Source organism: Lysobacter xanthus, assembly GCF_047159895.1.
In genome coordinates, this window is sequence record NZ_BAAGAB020000011.1 from 31419 (window position 1) to 53990 (window position 22572).

Here is a 22572-nt window from a genome sequence, read left to right on the forward strand (position 1 = left end):
CACGGACCGCCCTGTGGTTGACGCGTGCCGCGATGCGCTCCGGGCGTTCAGCGCACGGCGTCGACGATGAAACGGTCGACGAGCTCGGTGTAGGGCCCGGGCAGGCCCAGCGTCTCGTTGATCTGCTCGTGGCTGAGGTCCTGCGGCGACACCGTCATCGGCGTTCCCGCGGTCCGCGCCGCCGTCGCGAAGTCCCGCGCCTGTGGGCAGGAATCCAGGCGCTGCGACGAACAGACGCCCAGCAGCGGCGCACCGCCCGGCTGCAGCCGGTCCAGCGGGGACGCGACCGGCCACAGCGCCGAGTCGGTGCCGAAGGCGTCGTCGTACAGCGGCAGATGCGGCGCGCGCATCAGGCGCGGCACGTCGTAGGCGGCGCTGTCGAGAGCCACGGTGGCGCGCCACGGCTGCACGCCGCGCGTGGCGGCGAGCGTCGTGTCGGCATCGAGCAGCGCGACGAGGTGTGCACCCGCCGAGTGGCCCATCAGCACGAAGCGTCGCGGGTCGCCGCCGAGCGCGGGTGCGAGCTGTTGCGCGCGTGCGACCGCAGCGGCCACGTCGCCGGCCTGTTCGAGCGGTGGCGTGTCGGGCAGCATCCGGTAATTCACCGACAGCACGATCCACCCGCGCGGCACCCACCAGGCGACCTTGTTGCGCCAGACGTTGTCCACGAGCTTGTCGCCGTCGCGCCAGCCGCCGCCATGGACTATCACCAGAACCGGCCTCGGCGTGGGCGAAGGCACGGCGGGGTAGTAGACGTCGAAGCGCTGGCGCGGGTCGCGGCCGTATTCGATGCCCAGCAGGCGTTCGACGCCGTCCGGCAGCGCCGGCGCGACTTCGGCGGGGCAGTCGGGCAGCGGCGGTGCGGTGGTCGCGACGGGCAACGCATCGGCTTCGGCACGCAGCCGTGGGATCGACCTGTCGCGGCGCTGTGCGATCGCGGCCGCGCCGACGGCGGAAGCCGCGACGTGCGACGCGATTGCCGGCCGACGAGCGGGCCGCGCGGCCCAGGCCACCGCGCTGACGAGCAGGAGGCCGACGACGAGTGCGCGGGCGGGAGAGGGCGGGCGACGGTCCATGGCGTGCTCCGGGTCGATGTCCCGCGAACGCGCGGGAGCGCCGACCGTTGACGCATGCCGCCGCCGCAGCATCGAAACGGAAAAGGGCCGCGCGAGGCGGCCCTTTCCGTGCGCATCCCGACCGGGGTCAGGTCTTCTGCGCGGCGATCCAGCGATCGATCTTGGCGTCGAGCACGTCGAGCGGCACCGCACCGTCACGCAGCACTTCGGCGTGGAAGGCACGGATGTCGAACTTCGGGCCCAGGGCCTGCTCGGCGCGGCGACGCAGTTCCTTGATCTTGAGCTCGCCGGACTTGTACGCCAGCGCCTGGCTCGGCCACGCGATGTAGCGCTCGGCCTCGGCGGTGGCCTGCGTCTCGCTCTCCGCGGAGTTGTCGAGCATGTACTTGATCACCTGGTCGCGGCTCCAGCCCTTGCTGTGCAGGCCGGTATCGGTGACGAGGCGGATCGCGCGCCACAGCTCGTTCTGCAGGTAGCCGAAGTACTGGTACGGATCGGTGTAGACGCCGAGATCCTTGCCGAGCGACTCGGCGTAGAGGCCCCAGCCTTCGGCGAATGCCGTCTCGCCGCCGAAGCGGCGGAACTTCGGCATCGACTTCAGCTCCTGCTGCAGCGAGATCTGGAAGTGATGGCCCGGGATCGCCTCGTGCAGGTACAGGTCCTCGGCGTCCCAGCGCTTGCGCGAGGGCAGGTCGTAGGTGTTGACGTAGAAGATGCCCGGACGCTTGCCGTCCTCGCTCGCGCTCTGGTACTCGCCGCCCGCGGCCGACTTCGCGCGGAACGCCTCGACCGGACGGATCTCGAACGGGGACTTCGGCACCAGCGAGAACTGGCGCGGGATGCCCTCGTTCACCTTGGCTTCGAGCGCGCGGTAGAACGCCAACAGTTCGTCCTCGGTCTTGAAGTTGAACTGCGGGTCGGTGCGCATGAACTGGAAGAAGTCCTGCATCGAGCCCTTGAAGCCGAGCTGCTGCATCACGCCGCGGATCTCGCCGTGGATGCGCGCGACTTCGCTCAGGCCGAGCTGGTGGATCTCCTCGGGCGTGCGGTTGGTCGTGGTGCTGTTCTTCGCGGCGAAGGCGTACCAGGCCTTGCCGTCGGGCAGCGCATCGAGCCCGACGGTCTCGCGCGTCTTCGGCAGGTACTCGTCATTGATGAAGGCGCGCAGGCGCTTGTAGGCCGGCATCACCTGCGACGTGATCATCGTGCGGTAGGCGGTCGTCAGGCGCGCGCGGTCGGCGGCGCTGAAGTCCTTCGGCATGTTCGCGACCGGGCCCCAGAACAGCGTCTTGGTCGGGTCGTCGTTGATCAGCGCGTCGAGCTGCGGCACCACCTTGACCATCAGCACGCGCGGCTGCACCACGCCGGCCTTCATGCCTTCGCGCATGTTGGCGATGGAGGTGTCGAAGATCTTCGGCAGCTGGTTGGCGCGCTTGAGCCAGTTGTCGTAGTCCTTGACCGTCTTGAACGGCTGCGGGCCCGAGCCCGAGCCGAACATCGCGCCGTAGCTCGCGATGCTGCCCATCTGGTTGATCGGCATCATCCAGTCGGGGAAGCGCTCGCCTTCGAGCGAGCGCTTGGCGCCGTCGACGAAGATCTCGTAGCTCAGCAGGTCCTGGCCGCTCAGGCCGGCGGGACCGACCTTCTCGACCGCGGTCAGCCACTTCACCGTGTAGTCGTGCATCTTCTTCCGGTACGCGGCGGTGCCGAAGTCCGGAAGCTGGTCGTTGTAGCGCGGGTCACCCTGGAAGGTGGCCTGCAGCGGGTTGAGCTTCAGCAGCTCCTCCCACGACTGTTCGTACATGGCGTTGAGGCGCTGCGCCTTGCCCTGCTGGGCGGAGGCGACGGCGGGCGCCTTGGCCGGCCCGGCGGCGGCGGGCAGGGCGGCGAGGCTGAAGGTGAGTGCAGCAGCGAGGGCGAGCGGACGCAGGGTCATGACGGGATCCAGCAAGGGGACCCGCCGAGCATGAGGCCACGACACCGGCGGTTCGCCGGTCGGAAGTCATGGTCGCCGTCAGGCGGCGGCCGCCTCCCGGAGCGCGTCGGCGCGGTCGCGGCCCAGGTAGCGCACCATCAGCGCCTTCATCGCGTAGATCAGCGGGATCATCGCGACCGCCGCCAGCATCTTGTAGGCGTAGTTCACCGTGCTCACGGCCAGGAACAGGCCCATCGGCCAGTGCTGCGGCCCGAGGACGAACGCGATGTACAGCACGACGAAGCTGTCGATGAGCTGGGAAACCGCCGTCGAGCCCGTCGACCGCAGCCAGATCGCCCGATGGCCGGTGGCGCGTCGGATGCGGTGGAACACCGCGACGTCGATCATCTGGCCGAGCAGGAAGGCGACGAGCGAGCCGCCGATCGTCCACAGGCCCTGGCCGAAGACGGCGGCGAACGCCGTCTGGTAGTTGTCCACGCCCTGCGACCGCGCGGCCTCCACCCACCAGCCCGCGGGCGCGAGCGAGATCGCGGCGAACGCGAACGCGAAGCCGTAGACGATGAGCATCGCCGCGAGCATGGAGATCAGGCGCACGCCGCGCCGGCCGTAGAACTCGTTGATGACGTCGGTCATCAGGAACACGATCGGCCACAGCAGCGTGCCGGCGGTGAAGCTGAGCGAGCCGGTCTGCCCGAACAGGCGCCATTCGAACGGCTGCAGGCCGAGCGTGTCCTCGAGCGCGAAGATCTTCACGCCGATGAACTCGGCGAGCACGGTGTTGACGCAGAACAACGCCGCGAGCGCGATGAACAGTCGCACCGCGCGGTCCTGCAGCACGTGGGGCGTCGTGGCGCGCAGGTCGGTCATGGCGATTTCCACAGGTGATAGACGACGCCGCGGCGGTCGTCGCTGAAGTAGAGGCCGTCGGCGCCGTCGTCGATCAGCCCGGCCGGGCGCCCGCGCACGGTGCGGCCGTCGAGGAAGCCGGTGACGATCGGCTCGACGCGCCGTCCGTCGCGACTGACGCGGACCAGCGCGTAACCGCGGCCCAGCGCTGCGTTCGTCGAGCCGTGCAGCGCGACGACGTAGTGGCCGGCGAGTACGTCGGTGGCGTCCGCGCGGGCAGGCATCGGCAGCACGCCGAGCGCCGAGGCGTGCGCGGGCAACCAGGCGAGTGGGCGCGCCACGCGGCCGCAGCCGGCGCGGCGGGGAAACTTCGCGTCGGCGCGCACGCGGCCGCGGTCGCTGTAGCAGTGCGGCCAGCCGGCGTCCATGCCATCGACGACGCGGTACAGCGTCTCGTCCGGACGGTTTCGGCCGAGGTGGTCGGCGCCCTGGTTGGTCGCGACGAGCGTGTCGCCGTCGCGCACCAGGCCGACCGCGTTGCGCAGGCCGCGGGCGATCGTGCGCTGCGAGCCGTCGGGCGCGATGGCGACGATGCTCGCGCGTACCGGCTCACGTTCGATGCAGGCGTTGCAGCTGCTGCCGACGGAGACCAGCGCGGTGCCGTCGCGCTCGACGATGACCGTGCGGGTCAGGTGCCAGCCGCCGTACTTGTACGACAGGCCCTCGTCGGGGAACGTCGCGAGCGTTTCGGGCGCGTTCTGGACGGTGCCGGCGTCCGCGTCGTACGGATAGCGCACCAGCGCGGGCGTCAGCGCGACGTACAGCCACGTGCGACCCGCGCCATCGACATGGAAGGCGATGCTGTTCGGATTGCGCAGGTTTTCGAGCAGCGCGCGCGGCTGCGCGAAGCGACCGTTGCCCTCCGGAGCCCCCAGAGACAGGACACGCCCGCGACGGTTGTCGGTGAGGTCGTGCATGTCGGTGAGCAGCAGGCGACCGCGCGGATCGCGCGCGAAGAAGCGCGCGCGGCGCAGCCCTTGGGCAACCGGCTCGATACGGTAGCCGGACGGCACGCGGAGGACGAAGGACGTGCCGTCGTCGAGCGCGATCCGCCGGGCTTCGAGCGCCGGCGGCTTCGCCACGACGGCCGACGCGGCCAGCGCGAGGACGATCGCGAGCAGCGGTCTCACGGCCGGCTGGCGGGGGAGAACGGAATCGTTTCCGGCGACACCGCGCCGCCGGAGATGATGAAGGCCATCGCCTGGTCCACGGTCCAGTCGGTCGGCGTGATCTTCTCGATCGGCACGATCTCGAGGTAGCCCGACGTCGGGTTCGGCGTGGTCGGCACGTACACGGCCGCGAGCTCGCGGCCCGTGCCCTGTTCGCGCAGCACGCGGGTGACGAATCCGATCGACTTCATCTCCGTGTGCGGGAAGTCGACCAGCACCACGCGCTGCGTGCCGTCGGGCTTGGTCTGCAGGATGTCGAGCAACTGGCGCGCGCTGCCGTAGATGATGTTCGCGAACGGGATGCGCTTGATCAGCGCCTCCATCCAGCGCAGCAGGCGCTGGCCGAACACGCGTCGCGCCATCACGCCTGACAGCAGGATCACCGCGAGCGTCGCGAGCAGCGCAAGTCCGTTCTGGACCCAGGCATCGGCCACCCAGGCGAGTGCGCGATCGCTCGCGGCGAGCCGCTGCAGGCCCGGCCCGATCAGCGGACGGCTGATGTCGGAGAGCAGGACGAAGACGAACTTCACGACCACCCACGTCAGCCAGATCGGCAGCAGGGTGAGGAGGCCGGTGAGGAAGAGCCGCTGCAGGTTGGTTTTGCCCATGCCGCGATTGTAAGCGGCGGCGGTCAGCGCTCGCGGAGCAGGCGGAAGCCGACGTCGTCGTAGCCGCGGTTCGCGGTCAGCGCCTCCTGCGTCTTCCGGCCACGCCACGAGCCTGCCGTGACCATCCGTTCCAGGCAGCCGGTGCCGCAGTCGCGCAGCCAGAGGCTGATCGCACGCCCGCCGAAGTCCGCGGTGGTGCGCGCCGATTCGGCTGACGTCGGCAGCCGGAAGCGGCCGCCGGTCTGCGCGCCGAGCCACAGCGCATAGGCCTCGGCGTCCTGCAGGGAAACGCAGACCACCGGATCGGCCGGGCCCTGCGGGAAGCCGGGCGACTGCCAGGAGCGCGGGGCGAGCACGCGCAGCAGCGAGGCACGCTCGCGGCACAGCGAGGGCGTGCGCTTGGTGGCCTCGACGAACCGCTGGAACTCGCCACGCGTGACCGGATGCGTCGACACACGACCGCGACCGACGTCCGCCATCTCGGCGGCGGCGGAGGCAGCCGGCGTGGGCGTCGTCGCCATGCGACGGGACCAGCGCGCGAGTTCCGGTGCGGCGACGCGGAGATCGCGGGCGAGGGCGAGGGTGTCGGTCGCGCGGCGACGGTCGCCGCGCGCGACGGCCTCGTCCAGGCGGGTACGCAGGGCCTTCTGCACGTCGGGCGTGGGCGCCGCCGCGGGGGTGGACGGCGCGATGGCGTTGGCGAGCCGATCGCTGCGGGCGGCGAGCTCGCGCGCCTTGGGATCGTCACCCGAGCGCACCGCCACGGCCACGCGCGCGCGCAGTGCCTCGAGCAGTTCGCGGGCGACGGCCTGGACGCGTGGGTCGTCGGGATTTTCCTGGCCCAGCCGCTGCACCGTGGCGAGCGCGTTGTCGCCGTCGGGGGCCGTCAGCGCATTGCGCGCGATCTGGGCGCGCGCGCGCTCGACGGCGATTTCGATGTCGGCCGCGGGTAGCGGCTCGAGCATGCGTTCGGTGGGATCGGGGCCCGCCGCCTCGCCTGCATCGCGCGCGGCCGCGGCGGGCGCGGTCGAACGAAAGAAGTCGTCGTCGCCGCCACGCGGCCAGGCCGACCAGCCGGCATAGCCGAGTCCCGCGACGAGCAGCAGCACCAGCGCGACGCGGCTGCCGCGACCGGTGACGACCGGACGGATGCGTTCCCACGCCGGCAGCCAGCGGGGCGGACGCACGGCGAGCATCGCCTCGCGCATCGCCGCGGTGTCCTGGAAGCGCGAATCGGGCGACTTCGACAGCGCGCGCTGCATGAAACGCTGCCAGTGCCGCAGGTGCGCGGGAAGCCGCGGAATCGGCTGCTGCGCATGTGCGATCGCCATCGACAGCGCGTCGGCGGCCTCGTACGGCAGGCGCCCGGCGAGCATTTCCCACAGCACCACGCCCAGCGCGTAGAGGTCCGCGCGGCCGTCGACTTCCTCGCCGCGCGCCTGCTCCGGCGCCATGTAGGCCGTGCTGCCGACCGCGAGGCCCGCGGTGGTGACGCGCGGACCGAATCCGCGGCGCAGCGCGATGCCGAAGTCCGCCAGCAGCGGCCGGCCGGCATCGTCGAACAGCACGTTCTCCGGCTTCACGTCGCGGTGGACGACGCCGCGCGAATGCGCGTATTCCAGCGCCGACAGCAGCGCGAGGGCGATCTCCACCGCCCCGGCCTCGTCGCGCACGTAGTCGCGGTCCCCGAGGTGGCCGCGCGAGAGGTGCGGCATCGAGTAGTAGGGCAGCCCGTCCTTCGTGCGCCCCAGTTCGTGGATGCGGACGATGTGCGGATGCTCGAGGCGTGCGATGGTGCGCACCTCGTTCTCGAACCGACGACGACTGATCTCGTCGGCGAGCGCCTGTGGCGCCATCACCTTGATCGCCACCTCGCGGCCGAGCGCGATCTGCTCGGCGAGGTAGACGGTCGACATGCCGCCGCGGCCGAGCGGGCGCAACAGGCGGTAGCCGTTGACCTGCGGCAGCGGTTCGGCGGGGGTGGCGTCGTGCGGGGTGTCGTCCATGGGCCGGCCGAGCATATAGGGCCGGCATGGGGACGCGAAGCGATGGACGCCGCGAAGCGTGATCAGCGACCCGGCTTTCGGCGCACGTAGAGCTGCTTGCGCACCAGCGCGACCGTGTCGCCGGCGGTGTCGACCACGGGCGTCTCGAACCAGCGCAGGTGCTTGGCGCCGTCCGCGGTCTCCGTGCGGATCGACTCCAGCGTGGCGTCGTCGAGCCGGAACTCGGCGTGCACCAGCCCGCGCCCGGGCTTCAGGAAGTCGATGGAGCCGGAACGGTCCCAGACGACGTGGTCGCGGCCAACGCCGCGCATGACCAGCAGCATCCAGAACGGATCGGTCATGGCGAACAGGCTGCCGCCGAAATGCGTGCCCACGGCATTTCGGTTCCACGGGCGCAGCCGCAGCTCGACGCGCGCATGGCGCCAGTCGTCGGACAGGTGGGTGACGTGGATGCCGGTCGCGAGGAAGGGCGGCCACAGGTTGAGCCCGTGGCGGAACAGCGATGCGTTCATGCGGCAGCGGTCAGAACAGCAGCGACGACATCCGGCGGCGGTAGCGGCCGACAAGGTCGTCGTCCTGCACCAGCCGGAACGCGTCGATGAGCGTGCGGCGCGCGAGCCCATCCTCGTACTGGCGATCGCGGCGCAGCATCTCGATCAGGTGCTCCAGGCCGTCTTCCTCGCGCCCGCCGAGCAGGCGCTGCACGGCGAGCAGGTGGCGTGCGCGCAGGTCGGCCGGGTCCGCGGCGATCGCCGCCTCCAGCACGTCCGCGGGCGGCGCGTCGTGGGCCGCGGAAAGCAGGCGCAGGTGCGACCGCGCACGCTCGGTCCGGTCGTCTGTGGCCAGGTTGGCGGGCAGGGCATCGAGCAGGCCCTGGGCCTCCGTCACGGCGCCCACCTTCAGCAACGCCAGCGCGAGGTCCAGCTTGAGCGCGTCGTCGTCCGGCTTGCCGGCCGACTCGGCGCGAAGGCGCACCACCTCCTCATGCGGGTCGACGGCCGCCGGCGTCTCGTCCTGCGGCGCCTCGCCGGGCGCCGCTTCGCGCGGCACGATGCCGTGCAAGGCGAGGAATTCGCGGAGCGCGCCTTCGGGCATCGCGCCCGGGAAGCCGTCGGCGAGCTGGCCGTCCTTGACGAGGAAGACCGTCGGAATCGACCGCACCTGGAAGGCCGCGCCGAGCTGCTGTTCCTTGTCGACGTCGACCTTGGCCAGCAGGAACGCGCCGTTGTACTCGGCGGCGAGCTTTTCGAGGATCGGGCCCAGCGTCTTGCACGGGCCGCACCATTCGGCCCAGAAGTCGACCAGCACCGGCGTTTCGAGCGAGCGTTGCAGCACCTCGTCCTGGAAGCGGTCGGCGGTGGCGTCGAAGACGTGCGGATTCGCGTCGGCGGTCATGGCGGCTCCTGGAAGTCGTCGGGAGATGGGGACGCGGCCCCGTCGGTGCAAGGCGCGCACGCTAGCATGGGCCGATGCAACGTCCCGTCAGCCTTCCGCGCCTCGCCGTCGTCGCCGCCGCGATGCTCTTCGCCGCTGCGCTCGCGGGCTTCGGCGCGGCATTTCCGGTGTTCTCGAACCTGCTGCATCCCGTCGCGCTGCTCGGCGCGAGCGGCATGCCGCGGGCCGTGGCGTTCAATGCGATCGCCTTCGTGCTGCCGGGACTGCTCGTTGCGGTGGCGCTGCAGGCGCGCCGGCGATGGCTGCACGACGCCCCGCTGATGGCCGGCGTCGGGCTCAACGCGTGCACGCTGTCGGCCCTGGCCTTCGTCGGCATGGGCCTGTCGCCGCTCGACTCGGGCGACCTGCTCGGGGCGTCCGGCCGCCTGCACGGTGCGCTGTGGACGCTGTGGTGGATCGCCTTCGCGGCCGGCGCGGCGCTGCTGAGGCTGGGCGTGCGCGGCCCACGCGACACGCGGATGGCGACGCTCGTCGCGATCGGAGCCCTGCACGTGCTGCTGTTCGCGCTGTTGCTGCCCGGCCTGCTGCCGGTGGGGCTCTCGCAGCGCCTCGCGTTCGCGGCGTGGTTCGTGGCCACGTTCGGCCTGGCGCCGCCTAGCCGTAGCGCAGTTTCATCCCCAGGATCGTCGCCGAAAGCCCCAGCGTGACCAGGTTCGAGACGATCATCGGCCACGACGACAGAACCAGCCCATAGAAGAACCAGCAGCCGACCCCGACGGTGAACACGACGTACATCCCCAGCGAGATCCCGCGGGTGTCGCGCGTGCGGATCGTCTTCACCGCCTGCGGCAGGAACGACAGCGTGGTCAGCGCGGCGGCGACGTAGCCGATCCACTCGCCGGTCATGTCGGCCTCGCCGCGTTGCGGGGAGCGGTCGGGGGGTGGGGCGGGGAAGGAACAGCCATGGCGCCTCCGCGAAGGGAGGCGAATTGAACCTTGCTCACGGCGAGGGGAGTGCGCCGACGCCCGCGCCCGCGGCCACCACCCGATTACGACCGGACGCCTTCGCGGCGTAGAGCGCGCGGTCCGCGGTGGTCATGAGCGCGTCGGGGCCGTCGACGCCTGCGCGTCGCTGGTGCACGCCGATCGAGACCGTCACCGGCCCGAGTTCGCGACGCATGTACGTGATGCCCGCCGCGGCGATCGCCTCACGGATCTGCTCCGCCCGCATGATCGCCTGGGCAAGATCGGCCTCTGGCATGACGATGGTGAACTCCTCGCCGCCGTAGCGGCAAGCAATGTCCTCGCCACGCGTCACCTCGGCGAGCACTTGGCCGATCCGCGTCAGCAGCGCGTCGCCCGCCCCGTGGCCATGCTCGTCGTTGAACCGCTTGAAGTGGTCGACGTCCAGCATCAGCAGCGACAGCGGACGCCCGCGCCGCTCGCAGCGCTCGACTTCGCGCGGCAGGCTTTCCTCGAGGTAGCGGCGGTTGTGCAGGCCGGTGAGCGGGTCGCGAAGCGACTGGACGCGCAGGCTCTCGCGTAGCTCCAGGCTGTAGAGCACGACCGCGAGGTGCTCGGCGATCGACTCGACCGCGGCGCGTTCCAGGTCGCTCAGGGGCGCCCCGGTGCGGTTGCTGACGTGCAGCAGGCCCAGCACCGTGCCCTGCGACGTCAGCGGCACGCACGCCCCGCATGAATGCTCCGCCGACAGGTCGGCCAGGTGCTCGCACATCGCCGTCGGCCGGCGTGGGTTGTAGAGATGCGTGTGCCCGCGCCGCAGTGCCCAGCACTGGTCGGGCCGCATCACTTCCGGATATTCGACGCCGTGCGTCCCGAACAGCGCGTGCGCCTCCAGCAGGTTCTGCGACGCGCGCATCGCGTAGCACATCCCCGCACCGTCCGGCACCAGCTGGGCGAGGGCGTTTCCGGTGATCGCGAGCGACTCGCCGACCGTATGGCAGCTGTGCAGCAGCCCCGCGAAACTGCCGAGCACGCGACGCTGCTCGGCGAGCTGCTCGCGCTGCGCGGTCTGCGATTCGAGGGTCGACAGCGCCTCGCGCGCCTCGCGTTCGAGTTGCAGCGAGCGCCGGTTCTCGCGTGCCACCAGCCAGAGCAGGAGGCCCAGCATCGAGAGCGAGAACACAATGCCCGCGGCCACGGCGGCACCGAGTTCCCGGGCGTCGCGCGACCGGGCGGTCTGCCGCTCGGCGAGCAGCCGGCGCTCGGCGGCGCTCATCGCATCGGCGGCTTCGGTGATGCGCCGCGCCTGCGGCATGCCGCTGTCAAGCATGATGCGGTTGGCGACGTCGGGAAACCCCTTGCGATGGGCGTCGAGCGTAGCGTCGATGCTGGCGAGCCGGGCCTTGACGAGCTGCGCCAAGGCGCGCGCGCGGTCGAGCTGGGGCGGGTTGTCGGCCACCAGGCCCGTCAATTCGTCGACGCGCTGGAGCGCCAGCGGCCGCATGGCCTGGTAGTCGGCCTCGATCGCCTCTGCGTTGGACAGGCGGAACGCCCGCGCCGTGGACTCGGTGCCCTCCAGCGCCGAGCGCACGGCTTCAATCTGGCCCAGTACCTGGTGGGTGTGTCCCACCCAGAGTGCGCTGGCGTCGAACGCCTGGATGCCGCGCAGCATCAGGCCGCCGATGGCCACCATCGCGACGACGAGCAGAGCAAGAAGCGCAGTGCGCCGGCGGCGGGACGGGTTCGAAAGCGGCATGGCGGGTAAGGTGGGGCGCATGGGCACCTTATGCAACCCGTGTGCCAGCCGGCGTGCGGACGTGACGCGGATTTGTGCACTGCGATAGGCTCTCGGACCGCCTTTCCTGTCCGGGTTGCCCGTGTCCGCTCCCACCGCGACCGACGTCACTCCTTCCCCCGCCGACCCCCGCGCCTACGCGCCGGCCCCGGTCGAATCGGCCGCGCAGGCCTTCTGGACGCGCTCGCGCGCGTTCGAGGTCGACGAATCGTCGCCCAAGCCCAAGTACTACTGCCTGTCCATGCTGCCGTACCCGTCCGGGGCGCTCCACATGGGCCACGTGCGCAACTACACGATCGGCGACGTCATCAGCCGCTACAAGCGCATGACCGGCCACAACGTGCTGCAGCCCATGGGCTGGGACGCCTTTGGCCTGCCTGCCGAGAACGCCGCGATCAAGAACAACACGGCGCCGGCGAAGTGGACCTACGCCAACATCGCGCACATGAAGGCCCAGCTGCAGCAGATGGGCTATGCGATCGACTGGTCGCGCGAGTTCGCCACCTGCCAGCCCTCGTACTACGTCCACGAACAGCGCATGTTCGTGCGGCTGATGAAGAAGGGCCTGGCCTACCGCCGGAATTCGGTCGTGAACTGGGATCCGGTCGACCAGACCGTGCTCGCGAACGAGCAGGTCATCGACGGCCGCGGCTGGCGCACCGGCGCGCTGGTCGAGAAGCGGGAAATCCCGCAGTGGTTCCTGAAGATCACCGACTACGCGCAGGAGCTGCTCGACGGGCTGGACACGCTGCCGGGCTGGCCGGACGCGGTCAAGACGATGCAGCGCAACTGGATCGGGCGCTCGGAAGGCCTGGAGATCCGCTTCGACGTGCGCGCCCGTGACGGCGCCGCGCTCCAGCCGGTCACCGTCTTCACCACGCGCCCCGACACGCTCATGGGCGTGACGTTCCTGTCCATCGCCGCCGAGCACCCGCTCGCGATGGCCGCGGCCGCGTCGAATCCCGAACTCGCCGCCTTCATCGCCGACCTGCGCCAGGGCGGGGTGTCCGAGGCGGAACTCGAGACGCAGGAAAAGCGCGGCCTCGACACCGGGCTGCGCGCGATCCATCCGGTGAGCGGCGAGGCGCTGCCCGTCTTCGTCGCCAACTTCGTGCTGATGAATTACGGCACCGGCGCCGTCATGGGCGTACCCGGCCACGACGAGCGCGACTGGGCCTTCGCGAAGAAGTACGACCTGCCGATCCGCATGGTGGTGGCGCCCGCCGAGGTGCGCGATGCGCTGCTCGAAGCGGCCAAGCACCTGACGCGACACGACGATCCGATGAGCATTGCGCTCGGCGAGTCGTCCGCGGCCGATCCCTACGAGACGCGGGCGGCGGTCGAAGTCGTGGACGCCTTCGAGCGCCGGATCCTCGACGAGGGCGCGTGGACGGAGAAGGGCTGGGTCGTCAATTCGGACGAGCTCGACGGCATGGAATACGCCGAAGCCTTCGAACACCTCGCCGCCCGGCTCGAGGCCGAAGGTCGCGGCCGTCGTCGCGTGAACTTCCGCCTGCGCGACTGGGGCGTGAGCCGCCAGCGCTACTGGGGCTGCCCGATCCCGGTGATCTACTGCGACGCCTGCGGTGCGGTGCCGGTGCCCGAGGACCAGCTGCCCGTCGTGCTGCCCGAGGACGTCGAGTTCAGCGGCGTGTCCTCGCCGATCAAGTCCGATCCCGAGTGGCGCAAGACGACGTGCCCGTCGTGCGGCGCGGCGGCCGAGCGCGAGACCGACACGTTCGACACCTTCATGGAGTCGAGCTGGTACTACGCCCGTTACACGTCGGCCGGCGCCACCGACCAGGTCGACGATCGCGCGAAGTACTGGCTGCCGGTCGACCAGTACATCGGCGGCATCGAGCACGCGATCCTGCACCTGCTCTATTTCCGGTTCTACCACCGGCTGCTGCGCGACGCGGGCCTCGTGGACGGCGACGAGCCGGCGACCAACCTGCTGACGCAGGGCATGGTCATCGCCGACACGTTCTACCGCGAGCTCGACAACGGCGCGAAGGACTGGATCAACCCGGCGGACGTCGAGATCGAACGCGACGAGCGCGGCAAGGTCACCGGCGCGCGCAGCGTGGTCGACGGCGGCCGCGTGCAGATCGGCGGCACCGAGAAGATGTCGAAGTCGAAGAACAACGGTGTCGATCCGCAGACGATGGTCGCGAAGTTCGGCGCCGATACCGTTCGCCTGTTCTCGATGTTCGCGGCGCCGCCGGAGCAGTCGCTGGAGTGGAACGAGGCGGGCGTCGAAGGCATGGCGCGCTTCCTGCGGCGCTTCTGGCGCGAGGTGACGGCGCACGTCGCGCAGCCAGATCATCCGGAGGTCGACGTCGCGCAGCTCACCGCCGCGCAGAAGACGCTGCGCCGCCAGCTGCACGAGACCATCCAGAAGGTCGGCGACGACTACGGGCGTCGCCACAGCTTCAACACCGCGATCGCGGCGTTGATGGAGCTGCTCAATGCGGTGTCGAAGTTCGACGACATGAGCGACCAGGGCCGCGCGGTGCGCCACGAGGCGCTGCAGACGATGGTGCTGCTGCTCAATCCGGTCACGCCGCACGTCTGCCACGCGCTGTGGCAGGCGCTCGGCCACCCGGAGACGCTGCTGGAGGACGTGCCGTTCCCGAAGGCCGACGCCTCGGCCCTCGCACGCGACGCGGTGACACTCGCCGTGCAGGTCAACGGGAAGCTGCGGGGCACGATCGAGGCCGCGGTCGACGCCTCGCGCGAGGCGGTGGAGGCCCAGGCGCTCGCGGAGCCGGCGGTCGCCAAATTCCTCGAGGGCCAGGCGGTTCGCAAGGTCATCGTGGTGCCCGGGAAGATCGTCAACATCGTGGCCGGATGAGTCCCGGGCGTCCGCGTGCACGCCACGTGGACGCCCGTACCGTCGCTATTGCCGCCCGCCGTCCCCTCGTCCAGACTGCCCCCATGATCCGACGCCTGCTTCCCGCCGTCCTCCTCCTCGCCCTGTCGGGCTGCGGCTTCCACCTGCGCGACCAGATCACGGTCCCGACGCAGCTGAGCCCGCTGCACGTCGTGTCGGCGAACCGCTACAGCGCGCTGGCCGAGACCATCGCGCAGGCGCTGGAGCGCGGCGGCGTGACCGTCATCCGCGAAGGCGGCGAGGGCGCGGTGCTCGACATCGTGGCCGAGCAGTGGGGCGACACGCCGATCAGCGTCGACGCCTTGGGTCGCTCGCAGGAGTTCAGCCTGCGCTACGCGGTGATCTTCGAACTGCGCGGCGCTGACGGCAGCGTCGTGGTTCCGCGGCAGACGATCGAGCTGTCGCGCGATTACGTCTCCAACCCCACCAGCGCCATCGGCGCGGAAGGCGAGCGCGAGGCGCTCTCGCGCGAGCTCAGCCGCGAGATGGCGTTCTCGGTGCTGCGCCGCGTGGACACGGTGTTCAAGGCGGGCAACGTCCAGCCGATGAAGCCGATCCCGCAGCCGGCGATCACGCCGAATCCTGCCGACCAGGCGGCCGGCAACGCCGGCGGCTGATCGTCGCGGCGTGGAGCTCTCACCCGAGCAGCTGGTCGCCGAACTCGATTCCGGCCCGCTTCGTCCGGCCTACCTGATTGCCGGGCCGGAACCCCTGCGCGTGCTCGAGGCGGCCGATGCGGTCCGCGCCGCCGCACGTCGTGATGGCATCGCCGAGCGCGAAGTCTTCGAAGCCGTGGGCAACCAGCGCGAGCCCGACTGGGCCGGCATGTCCGCCTCGTTCGGCGCGCCCAGCCTGTTCGCCACCCGGCGCCTGATGGAGCTGCGCCTGCCGACCGGCAAGCCCGGCAAGGAGGGCGCGAAGCTACTGCTCGACTTCTGTTCCGCGCCGCCGTCCGACGTGGTGCTGCTGGTGACCTGCGGCGAGTGGAGCCGCAGCCACGGCGGCGACTGGAGCCAGGCGATCGGCCGGATCGGCCGCGTCGCCGTCGCTACGGCAGTGAAGCCGCACGAGCTCGGCACGTGGATCGATCGACGCCTGCGCAGCCGCGGCTTTTCGCCGGATCGGGACGCCGTGCAGTTCCTCGCCGAGCGCGTGGAGGGCAACCTGCTGGCGGCTGCGCAAGAGGTCGAGAAGCTCGCGCTCCTGTTCCGCGATGCCCCCGATGGCGCGCGCGGCGGCCGGCCGCTGACACTCGAGACGCTGCAGTCGCTGATTGCCGACGCCGCGCGCTACGACGTCTTCCGCCTGATCGATGCGGCCATGAACCGCCAGCCGGCCCAGGTGGTGCGGATCCTCGCCGGCCTGCGCGCGGAAGGCGAGGCGATCCCGGCCCTGCTCGGCATGATCGTGATGGAGCTTTCGCGCGGCGCCGCGCTTGCGCAGGTGCAGGCGAAGGGCGGCAACCTCGCCGCCGCCTTCAAGGCGCAGCGGGTCTGGGACACGAAGCAGCCGATGTACCGGCGTGCCCTGCAGCAGCACGGGCCCGAGGCCTGGGACGCGATGCTGGTGCAGGCCGGGCGTGTCGACCGCATCGCCAAGGGCCGCGCGCCGGGCGATGCGTGGGTGGAACTCGAGCGGCTCATGGTCGCGCTCGCCGAGCGCGGGGCGACACGGCTGCTCGCCACCGGCTGATGCGCGCCTGGGTCGGCTACGGCGGCACGTTCGATCCGATGCATTGCGGGCACCTGGCGGTGGCGGGCACCGTCCGCGACCGACTCGGCGTCGAGGTGCATCTCGTGCCCGCCGCGGACCCGCCGCACAAATCCGCGACGCATGCGGACGCGGCACACCGCGCGCGCATGGTCGAACTCGGCGTCGCCGGCGAACGCGGCCTGCGCGTCGATCGCCGCGAACTCGCGCGCGACCGGCCGTCCTACAGCATCGACACGCTCGCCGAGGTGCGGGCGGAGGTCGCTCCCGCGACGCCGGTGATCTGGGTCATCGGGGCTGATTCGCTCGGCCAGCTGCATCGCTGGCACCGCTGGCGGGACCTGTTCGAGGTGGCGCACCTGCTCGCCGTCGGGCGGCCCGGGTTTCCGCTGGACGCCACCGGCCTCGCCGGGATCGATGCGGCACTCGCCGCCGCTGTGGCACAGCGCCTGCGGCCCGTCGACGCGCTACTCGACGCGCCGGCCGGCGCCCTTGCCGTGCTGCCGATGACGCCGCCGCGCCCGGAATCGTCCACCGCCATACGCGCTGCGATCGGAAACGATGAACCCTGGATGTCGCAGGTGCCGCCGCCCGTCGCCGCCTACATCGTCCGTCACCGGCTGTATGCACGGCCCGATCCAGCCTAGTCCCTATACTTCGCGTTCACTACCCGGAGCTGTTCCGCCTTGAGCACACAAGCCCACGTCATCAAGACCCGCCTGCCGAGCCCGCCGCCTTCGGTGGAGACCATGCTCAAGACCGTCCACGACGCGGTCGAGGAGCTCAAGGCGCGCGACGTGGTCGAGATCGACGTTCGCGGCAAGAGCAGCGTCACCGACTACATGCTGATCGCGTCCGGCACGTCGACGCGCCACGTGAAGTCGATCGCGAACGAGGTGGTCAAGTTCGCGAAGCAGCGCCTGGACATCATGCCGCTGGGCGTCGAGGGTGAGCGCGAGGCCGAGTGGGTGCTCGTCGACCTCGGCGACGTCATCGTCCACGTCATGTTGCCGCGCGTGCGCGAGTTCTATGCGCTCGAGCGCCTCTGGACCGTCGGCGACGAGCCGCCGGATCGCATGGACGAGCTGGCCTCCGGCCATCTCGGCGAGGACGACGAGATGCCGCTGTCCTTCGAGGACGATGCGGACGAGTTCGACGTCGAGCGCCGGCCGCGTCCCTCGCCTTGAGCTGAGGCGCGATGAAGGCGCGTCTGGTCGCCGTCGGCGAGCGCGCGCCCGGATGGGTCGCCGAAGGCTTCGCGGAATACCGCAAGCGCCTCTCGCATTGGCTGCCGCTCGATCTCGTGGAGGTCGAGCCGGGCCTGCGCGGCAAGGGCCGTGATGCCGGACGCGCGCAGTCCGACGAGGGCGGGCGCGTGCTGGCGGCGGTTCCGCGTGGCGCGTGGGTCGTGACGCTCGACGGCCGCGGTCGCGGCCATACCTCGGAACAACTCGCGCAGCGTCTGGAGCACTGGCGGGGACAGGGGCGGGATCTCGCCTTCCTGATCGGCGGGCCCGAGGGGCACGCGACCGAAGTGCTCGAGCGCGCGGACGAGTCCTGGGCGCTGGGCCCGCTCACGCTGCCGCACATGCTGGTGCGCCTCGTCGTGGCCGAGCAGCTCTATCGCGCGGCCGCATTGCTGGCGAACCACCCGTACCACCGCGCCTGACGATGCCGGCGGCGCGGGCCGCCGGCATCGGGTCGATCAGTTGAGCTTGAACTCGACGGGCACGAGGCCTATGGCCTGCACGGCGCGGCCGTCACGCATCGCGGGGCGGAACAGCCAGCTCGACAGCACCTGACGCCGCGCGGCCAGGTCGAGGGCTCGATGCCCGCTGCTCCGCGCCACCCGCACCTCGATCGGCTTCCCGTCGACGTCCACTGTCACCTCGAGCAGCACGGTGCCCTCGTCGTTCCCGGCGAGCGCCTCGCGCGGATACGCGGGCGCCGGGTTCCTCGCGTACTCCAGATGCGCGCCCGCCATCGGCGGGCCCGGATCGGTCGTGACGTCGTCGCCGCCGGTGACGGGCCCCGCATCGGTGGGCTCAACGACTGCGAAGTCTCCGGGCTCCGGATCCGTGTCGAGCACGGGCTGCGGGTCGGGCCGCGCGATCGTCGGCGTGGGCACGGGGCGTGGCGTGGTGGTGTGCTCGATGCGCACGCGGATCGGCGGATCCTTGGGCGGCGGAGGCGGCGGCGTGTGCTCGACCGGGATGTAGGTGACGATCGGTCCGTTGTCGCGCATGAGCTTCAGCACCGGCGCCGACATCGGCGCCACCAGCAGCAGGAACAGCAGGCCGTTGACGGCGATCGCACCGCTGATGGAGGCGATACGTGCGGGATCGAGCGGGGCGACGCGCGGGGCGTGGATCGTATGCATGACCGGCTCCTCGTTGTGCGGTGCCGATACGAACGGGCGGGCCGGGCGAACGGGGTTGCAGCAGTGGCATCGATGCACGAAGCGCGACCGGCGTCGCGATCGGCGCATAAAAAGAACGGGCCCGAGAAGGGCCCGTTTCGTTCGCGGCGTCGAGGCGGGTCAGCCGCCGGCGGCGGGGTCCGGCCGCACCACCGGATCGCGGTCGAGGCCGCCGACCTCCGGGTTCGGCAACTTGCCGAAGTTCTCGCCGCGCGCGTCCTCCTGCCGCAGCGGCACGTCCTCGCGGCTGCGCGGATTCGCGTCGTCGTAGCCCGGGTTCTTGCCCGGGCGCGGGTCGATCTGCGGCGTCGTGCCTTTTTCGGGAGGAGCCATGGTCATTGTCCGAGTTCGAAGACGACGTCCAGATTGACCGAGAGGACGTTCTCGCCGGGCGAAACCGGTGTGGCCTCGTCGCGCGCCATCTTCGCCATCGCGAACACCGGGCCCGGCCGCGGGATCGAGCCGCCGGTCTCGTCGATGCTCACGATCCGCCGTACACGCAGGCCGAGCGCCTTCGCGTACATCTGCGCGCGTGCCTGCGCCTTCTCGAGCGCGGCGCGGCGGGCCTCGTCGTACACCGGCTCCTTGCGGTCGATGTCGAACGTCGGGCCGTTGATCTGGTTGGCGCCGGTGGCGACCAGCGCATCGAGGATGCGGCCGAGGCGGCCGATGTCGCGCACGGTCACGTTGACCGTGTTGCTCGCCTGGTAGCCGGTGATGGCCGGCGGCTGGTTCTCGGCATAGCGGTACTGCGGATTGAGGTTGATGCCGGCGGTCTGCACGTCGCGATCGGCCACGCCGGCGGCGCGGATGGCGGCGACCACCTTGGCCATGCGCTCCGCGTTCTCCCGCAGCGCGGTGTTCGCATCGGCCGCCTGGGTGACGACGCCCGCGGACACCGTGGCGATGTCCGGCGCCCGGCGGGACTCGGCCTGCGCGGCGACGGCGAGCAGCGTGCCGTCGGTGGCGACGGCCGCGTTCGAAACGGGCTGGGCGGCGGCGGTCATGGACACTCCGGACGCGAGTGCGATGGCGAGGACGAGGGGACGCAGGCGGGCGGCGAGGCTGGGCATGGGGGACTCCGTGGGAAAGAGGGTCGGTACGCCGGAGTGAACGAGCGGTGAGGCGTCGTGGGGTCGGGCGGCGATGCCGAAGGTTCAGGATCGTCGTCGCGGACGGCGGGTTATTCTTCGAACGATGCTCTATCTCGCCTCCAAATCCCCGCGCCGTCGCGAGCTGCTCGGCCGCCTCGGCCTCGAGCCACGCGTGCTCGACATCGACATCCCCGAAGTCCGCCAGCCCGGCGAGGCCGCCTTCGACTACGTGCGCCGCGTCGCGCGCGAGAAGGCCGGCGCGGGGCTGCTGGAGATCGCGGCCGTCCCCGGTGCACTCGTGCTCGCCGCGGACACCGAGGTCGTGCTCGACGACGAGGTCTTCGGCAAACCCGTCGACGCCGAGGATGCCATGCGCATGCTGACGCGCCTCTCGGGGCGCACGCACCAGGTCGTCAGCGTGGTCTGGCTGATGTCCGCGGGCCGCGAGGTGAAGGCCGCGAGCGTGTCGGAGGTGACGTTCGCGGCGCTGACGCCCGCGCAGCTCGACGGCTACGTTGCCACGCGCGAATGGGACGGCAAGGCTGGCGCCTACGCGATCCAGGGACGCGCCGAAGCCTTCGTCACGCGGCTCGACGGCAGCTATTCGGGCGTCATGGGCCTGCCCGTGCACGAGACGGCGACGCTGCTCGCCGAATTCGGCATCGACGTCTTCTCGGGAGCCGCGGCATGACCGAGGAGATCCTGGTCAACGTCACGCCGCGGGAGACGCGCGTGGCGGTCGTCGAGAACGGAATGCTGCAGGAACTGCACATCGAGCGCGGCTGGCGTCGCGGCGTCGTGGGCAACGTCTACAAGGGCCGCGTGCAGCGCATCATGCCCGGCATGCAGGCGGCGTTCGTCGACATCGGCCTCGAGCGCGCGGCGTTCCTGCATGCGGGCGACATCGTCCGTGCTACGACGCTGGGGGAGGGCGGCGCGGAAGATGCGCCGCTTCCGCCGCAACCCACGCGACCGATCACCGAACTGCTGCGCGACGGGCAGGACATCGTGGTGCAGGTGGTCAAGGATCCGATCGGCAGCAAGGGCGCGCGCCTGACGACGCAGCTCAGCATCCCCTCGCGCTATCTCGTGCTGCTGCCGCGCACGCGCGTCGTCGGCGTGTCGGCGCGGATCGAGGACGAAGGCGAACGCGCGCGGCTCAAGCAGGTCGTCTCCTCGCTCTCGCCGCCCGGCGCGCAGCACGGCTACATCGTGCGCACCAACGCGGAAGGCCAGCCGGACGAGGCGATCGGCGAAGACATCGCCTACCTCGGCCGCGTGTGGTCACTGATCGAGGAGCGTTCGAAGAGCTGCAAGGTCGGCGAACGCGTCTACGAGGACCTGTCGCTGCCGATGCGCGCCGTGCGCGACCTGCTGCGCCGCGACGTCGAGAAGGTGAAGGTCGACTCCCGCGAGACGTGCGACCGGCTCAAGGCGTTCGCCGCGCAGTACATGCCGGGGCTCAACGAGAAGATCGAGAACTACACGGGGGAACGGCCGATCTTCGACCTCTACGGTGTCGAGGACGAGATCCAGCGCGGGCTCGAGAAGCAGGTGCCGCTGAAGTCGGGCGGTTATCTCGTGATCGACCAGACGGAAGCGATGACCACCGTCGACGTGAACACCGGTTCATTCCTCGGTCAGCGCAACCTCGAGGAAACCGTCTACCGGACCAACCTCGAGGCGGCCCAGTCGGTCGCCCGTCAGCTTCGACTCCGCAATCTTGGCGGCATCATCATCATCGACTTCATCGACATGACGGACGCCGAGCACAAGCGGCAGGTGCTCCGACAGCTCGAAAAAGCGCTCGCCCGCGACCACGCCAAGACGACCGTGTACGACTTCTCCCCGCTCGGCCTGGTCGAGATGACGCGCAAGCGCACCACCGAGAGCCTGCAGCGCCAGCTCTCGGAGCCGTGCCACGAGTGCGGCGGGCGCGGTTCGCTGAAGACGCCGGAGACGGTGACGTACGAGATCTTCCGCGACGTCGTGCGGCAGGTGCGGCAGTTCGAAGCGCAGCGCCTGCTGGTGATCGCCTCGCCGAAGGTGGTGGCGCGCATCACGGACGAGGAATCGGCCGCGGTGGCGGAGCTCGAGGAGTTCCTCGGCAAGTCGATCCGCTTCCAGGCGGACGAGCAGTATTCGCAGGAGCAGTTCGACGTGGTCCTGCTTTGACCTTCCGACGGTGAGCCGTGATCCGTAGACCCGCAGCCACGATGCCTCCGAACCGCGACACGCGCAGCGCGTGCGTCGCGTCGTCGTGCGTCGGGCCGTGCCGGCCGCGTTCCGCCGCGTGATCCTCCGCCACGCCAAGCGTGCGCACGTCGGCCTCGGCTACATGGCCGCGGTGGCGGTCCTCGGTTTCGCGCTGCTGCTCGGGCTCGTCAGCCTCGCCCTGCCGTTGCTCGCCGAGCACCCGACGCAGGTCAAGGCCTGGCTCGAGCACCGCACCAAGCGCCCGGTGTCGTTTTCCGGATTGCGCACGCACTGGACCAAGCTCGGCCCGCTCGTGGAACTGCGCGACCTGCGCATCGGCGAGGGCGCGGGCGCGGTGGCGGTCGGCGACGCCGAACTGCTCGCCTCCGTCTACCTCGGCCTGCTG

22 protein-coding genes and 1 pseudogene are annotated in these 22572 nt (G+C 70.8%); 10 read left to right on the forward strand and 13 right to left on the reverse strand.

Annotation, left to right across the window (positions count from 1 at the left end; genetic code table 11):
• Positions 1 to 47 precede the first annotated feature (47 nt).
• The 8 genes from ACY35P_RS05235 to trxA all read right to left on the reverse strand — a co-directional run bounded on the left by ACY35P_RS05235 (position 48) and on the right by trxA (position 9096).
• On the reverse strand, positions 48 to 1076 hold the full coding sequence (locus tag ACY35P_RS05235) for an alpha/beta hydrolase (protein WP_462114773.1): 1029 nt from the start codon (positions 1074 to 1076) through the stop codon (positions 48 to 50).
• Positions 1077 to 1203: 127 nt separating this feature from the next.
• Positions 1204 to 3012: a DUF885 domain-containing protein gene (locus ACY35P_RS05240; RefSeq protein WP_462114774.1), complete on the reverse strand. Its 1809-nt coding sequence runs from the start codon at positions 3010 to 3012 to the stop codon at positions 1204 to 1206.
• A gap of 78 nt (positions 3013 to 3090) precedes the next feature.
• On the reverse strand, positions 3091 to 3879 hold the full coding sequence (locus ACY35P_RS05245; protein WP_462114775.1) for a queuosine precursor transporter: 789 nt from the start codon (positions 3877 to 3879) through the stop codon (positions 3091 to 3093).
• Positions 3876 to 5048, reverse strand: coding sequence for a PQQ-dependent sugar dehydrogenase (locus ACY35P_RS05250; RefSeq protein WP_462114776.1), 1173 nt, complete (start codon positions 5046 to 5048; stop codon positions 3876 to 3878). The genes ACY35P_RS05245 and ACY35P_RS05250 overlap by 4 nt, the downstream gene beginning before the upstream one ends.
• Entirely contained in the window at positions 5045 to 5695 is a 651-nt protein-coding gene (locus tag ACY35P_RS05255) for a DUF502 domain-containing protein (protein WP_462114777.1), read from the reverse strand. Before ACY35P_RS05255 ends, ACY35P_RS05250 begins: the two co-directional genes overlap by 4 nt.
• Positions 5696 to 5718: 23 nt before the next feature.
• Positions 5719 to 7701: a serine/threonine-protein kinase gene (locus tag ACY35P_RS05260; RefSeq protein WP_462114778.1), complete on the reverse strand. Its 1983-nt coding sequence runs from the start codon at positions 7699 to 7701 to the stop codon at positions 5719 to 5721.
• Positions 7702 to 7763: 62 nt separating this feature from the next.
• The gene (locus ACY35P_RS05265; RefSeq protein ID WP_462114779.1) at positions 7764 to 8213 is read right to left on the reverse strand and encodes a DUF4442 domain-containing protein; all 450 of its coding nucleotides are present in this window, start codon (positions 8211 to 8213) and stop codon (positions 7764 to 7766) included.
• Between the two features lie 10 nt (positions 8214 to 8223).
• Positions 8224 to 9096: a thioredoxin gene (trxA, locus tag ACY35P_RS05270; protein ID WP_462114780.1), complete on the reverse strand. Its 873-nt coding sequence runs from the start codon at positions 9094 to 9096 to the stop codon at positions 8224 to 8226.
• Positions 9097 to 9170: 74 nt separating this feature from the next.
• On the opposite strand from trxA, the gene ACY35P_RS05275 reads away from it, so the two are divergent.
• Positions 9171 to 9803, forward strand: a complete 633-nt coding sequence (locus tag ACY35P_RS05275; protein WP_462114781.1) for a DUF998 domain-containing protein — start codon at positions 9171 to 9173, stop codon at positions 9801 to 9803.
• Here ACY35P_RS05275 and ACY35P_RS05280 read toward each other — a convergent pair.
• Entirely contained in the window at positions 9751 to 10002 is a 252-nt protein-coding gene (locus tag ACY35P_RS05280; protein WP_462114782.1) for a SemiSWEET transporter, read from the reverse strand. The genes ACY35P_RS05275 and ACY35P_RS05280 overlap by 53 nt on opposite strands.
• A gap of 94 nt (positions 10003 to 10096) precedes the next feature.
• On the reverse strand, positions 10097 to 11965 hold the full coding sequence (locus ACY35P_RS05285) for a sensor domain-containing diguanylate cyclase (RefSeq protein WP_462114783.1): 1869 nt from the start codon (positions 11963 to 11965) through the stop codon (positions 10097 to 10099).
• Between ACY35P_RS05285 and leuS the strand changes: the two genes are divergently transcribed.
• The 6 genes and pseudogenes from leuS to rlmH all read left to right on the forward strand — a co-directional run bounded on the left by leuS (position 11937) and on the right by rlmH (position 18126).
• Complete coding sequence (leuS, locus tag ACY35P_RS05290) at positions 11937 to 14708, forward strand: leucine--tRNA ligase (protein WP_462114784.1); 2772 nt, start codon at positions 11937 to 11939, stop codon at positions 14706 to 14708. The two genes, ACY35P_RS05285 and leuS, sit on opposite strands and share 29 nt — an antisense overlap.
• A gap of 83 nt (positions 14709 to 14791) precedes the next feature.
• A complete protein-coding gene (locus ACY35P_RS05295; RefSeq protein WP_462114785.1) occupies positions 14792 to 15364 on the forward strand; it encodes an LPS-assembly lipoprotein LptE in 573 nt (190 codons plus the stop codon).
• Between the two features lie 10 nt (positions 15365 to 15374).
• Positions 15375 to 16439 (forward strand): DNA polymerase III subunit delta, encoded by a 1065-nt coding sequence (gene holA, locus ACY35P_RS05300; protein ID WP_462114786.1) that lies wholly within the window; start codon positions 15375 to 15377, stop codon positions 16437 to 16439.
• Positions 16439 to 17104, forward strand: coding sequence for a nicotinate-nucleotide adenylyltransferase (gene nadD, locus ACY35P_RS05305; RefSeq protein WP_462114787.1), 666 nt, complete (start codon positions 16439 to 16441; stop codon positions 17102 to 17104). The genes holA and nadD overlap by 1 nt, the downstream gene beginning before the upstream one ends.
• Before the next feature lie 39 nt (positions 17105 to 17143).
• Positions 17144 to 17542 (forward strand): annotated as a pseudogene (gene rsfS, locus ACY35P_RS05310) (ribosome silencing factor); the annotation flags it as partial.
• Positions 17543 to 17655: 113 nt separating this feature from the next.
• Positions 17656 to 18126 (forward strand): 23S rRNA (pseudouridine(1915)-N(3))-methyltransferase RlmH, encoded by a 471-nt coding sequence (gene rlmH / locus ACY35P_RS05315; RefSeq protein WP_462114788.1) that lies wholly within the window; start codon positions 17656 to 17658, stop codon positions 18124 to 18126.
• Between the two features lie 36 nt (positions 18127 to 18162).
• Here the strand turns inward: rlmH and ACY35P_RS05320 are convergent, their stop codons facing one another.
• From ACY35P_RS05320 to ACY35P_RS05330, 3 genes are all read right to left on the reverse strand, one after another.
• Positions 18163 to 18837, reverse strand: a complete 675-nt coding sequence (locus ACY35P_RS05320) for an energy transducer TonB (RefSeq protein ID WP_462114789.1) — start codon at positions 18835 to 18837, stop codon at positions 18163 to 18165.
• 159 nt (positions 18838 to 18996) lie between these two features.
• Entirely contained in the window at positions 18997 to 19209 is a 213-nt protein-coding gene (locus ACY35P_RS05325; protein WP_462114790.1) for a hypothetical protein, read from the reverse strand.
• 2 nt (positions 19210 to 19211) lie between these two features.
• A complete protein-coding gene (locus tag ACY35P_RS05330; protein WP_462114791.1) occupies positions 19212 to 19949 on the reverse strand; it encodes an SIMPL domain-containing protein in 738 nt (245 codons plus the stop codon).
• 124 nt (positions 19950 to 20073) lie between these two features.
• On the opposite strand from ACY35P_RS05330, the gene ACY35P_RS05335 reads away from it, so the two are divergent.
• From ACY35P_RS05335 to ACY35P_RS05345, 3 genes are all read left to right on the forward strand, one after another.
• A complete protein-coding gene (locus tag ACY35P_RS05335; protein ID WP_462114792.1) occupies positions 20074 to 20661 on the forward strand; it encodes a Maf family protein in 588 nt (195 codons plus the stop codon).
• Complete coding sequence (rng, locus tag ACY35P_RS05340; protein WP_462114793.1) at positions 20658 to 22145, forward strand: ribonuclease G; 1488 nt, start codon at positions 20658 to 20660, stop codon at positions 22143 to 22145. The genes ACY35P_RS05335 and rng overlap by 4 nt, the downstream gene beginning before the upstream one ends.
• A 70-nt stretch (positions 22146 to 22215) precedes the next feature.
• On the forward strand, positions 22216 to 22572 hold a 357-nt coding region (locus ACY35P_RS05345; RefSeq protein ID WP_462114794.1), incomplete at its 3' end, for a hypothetical protein.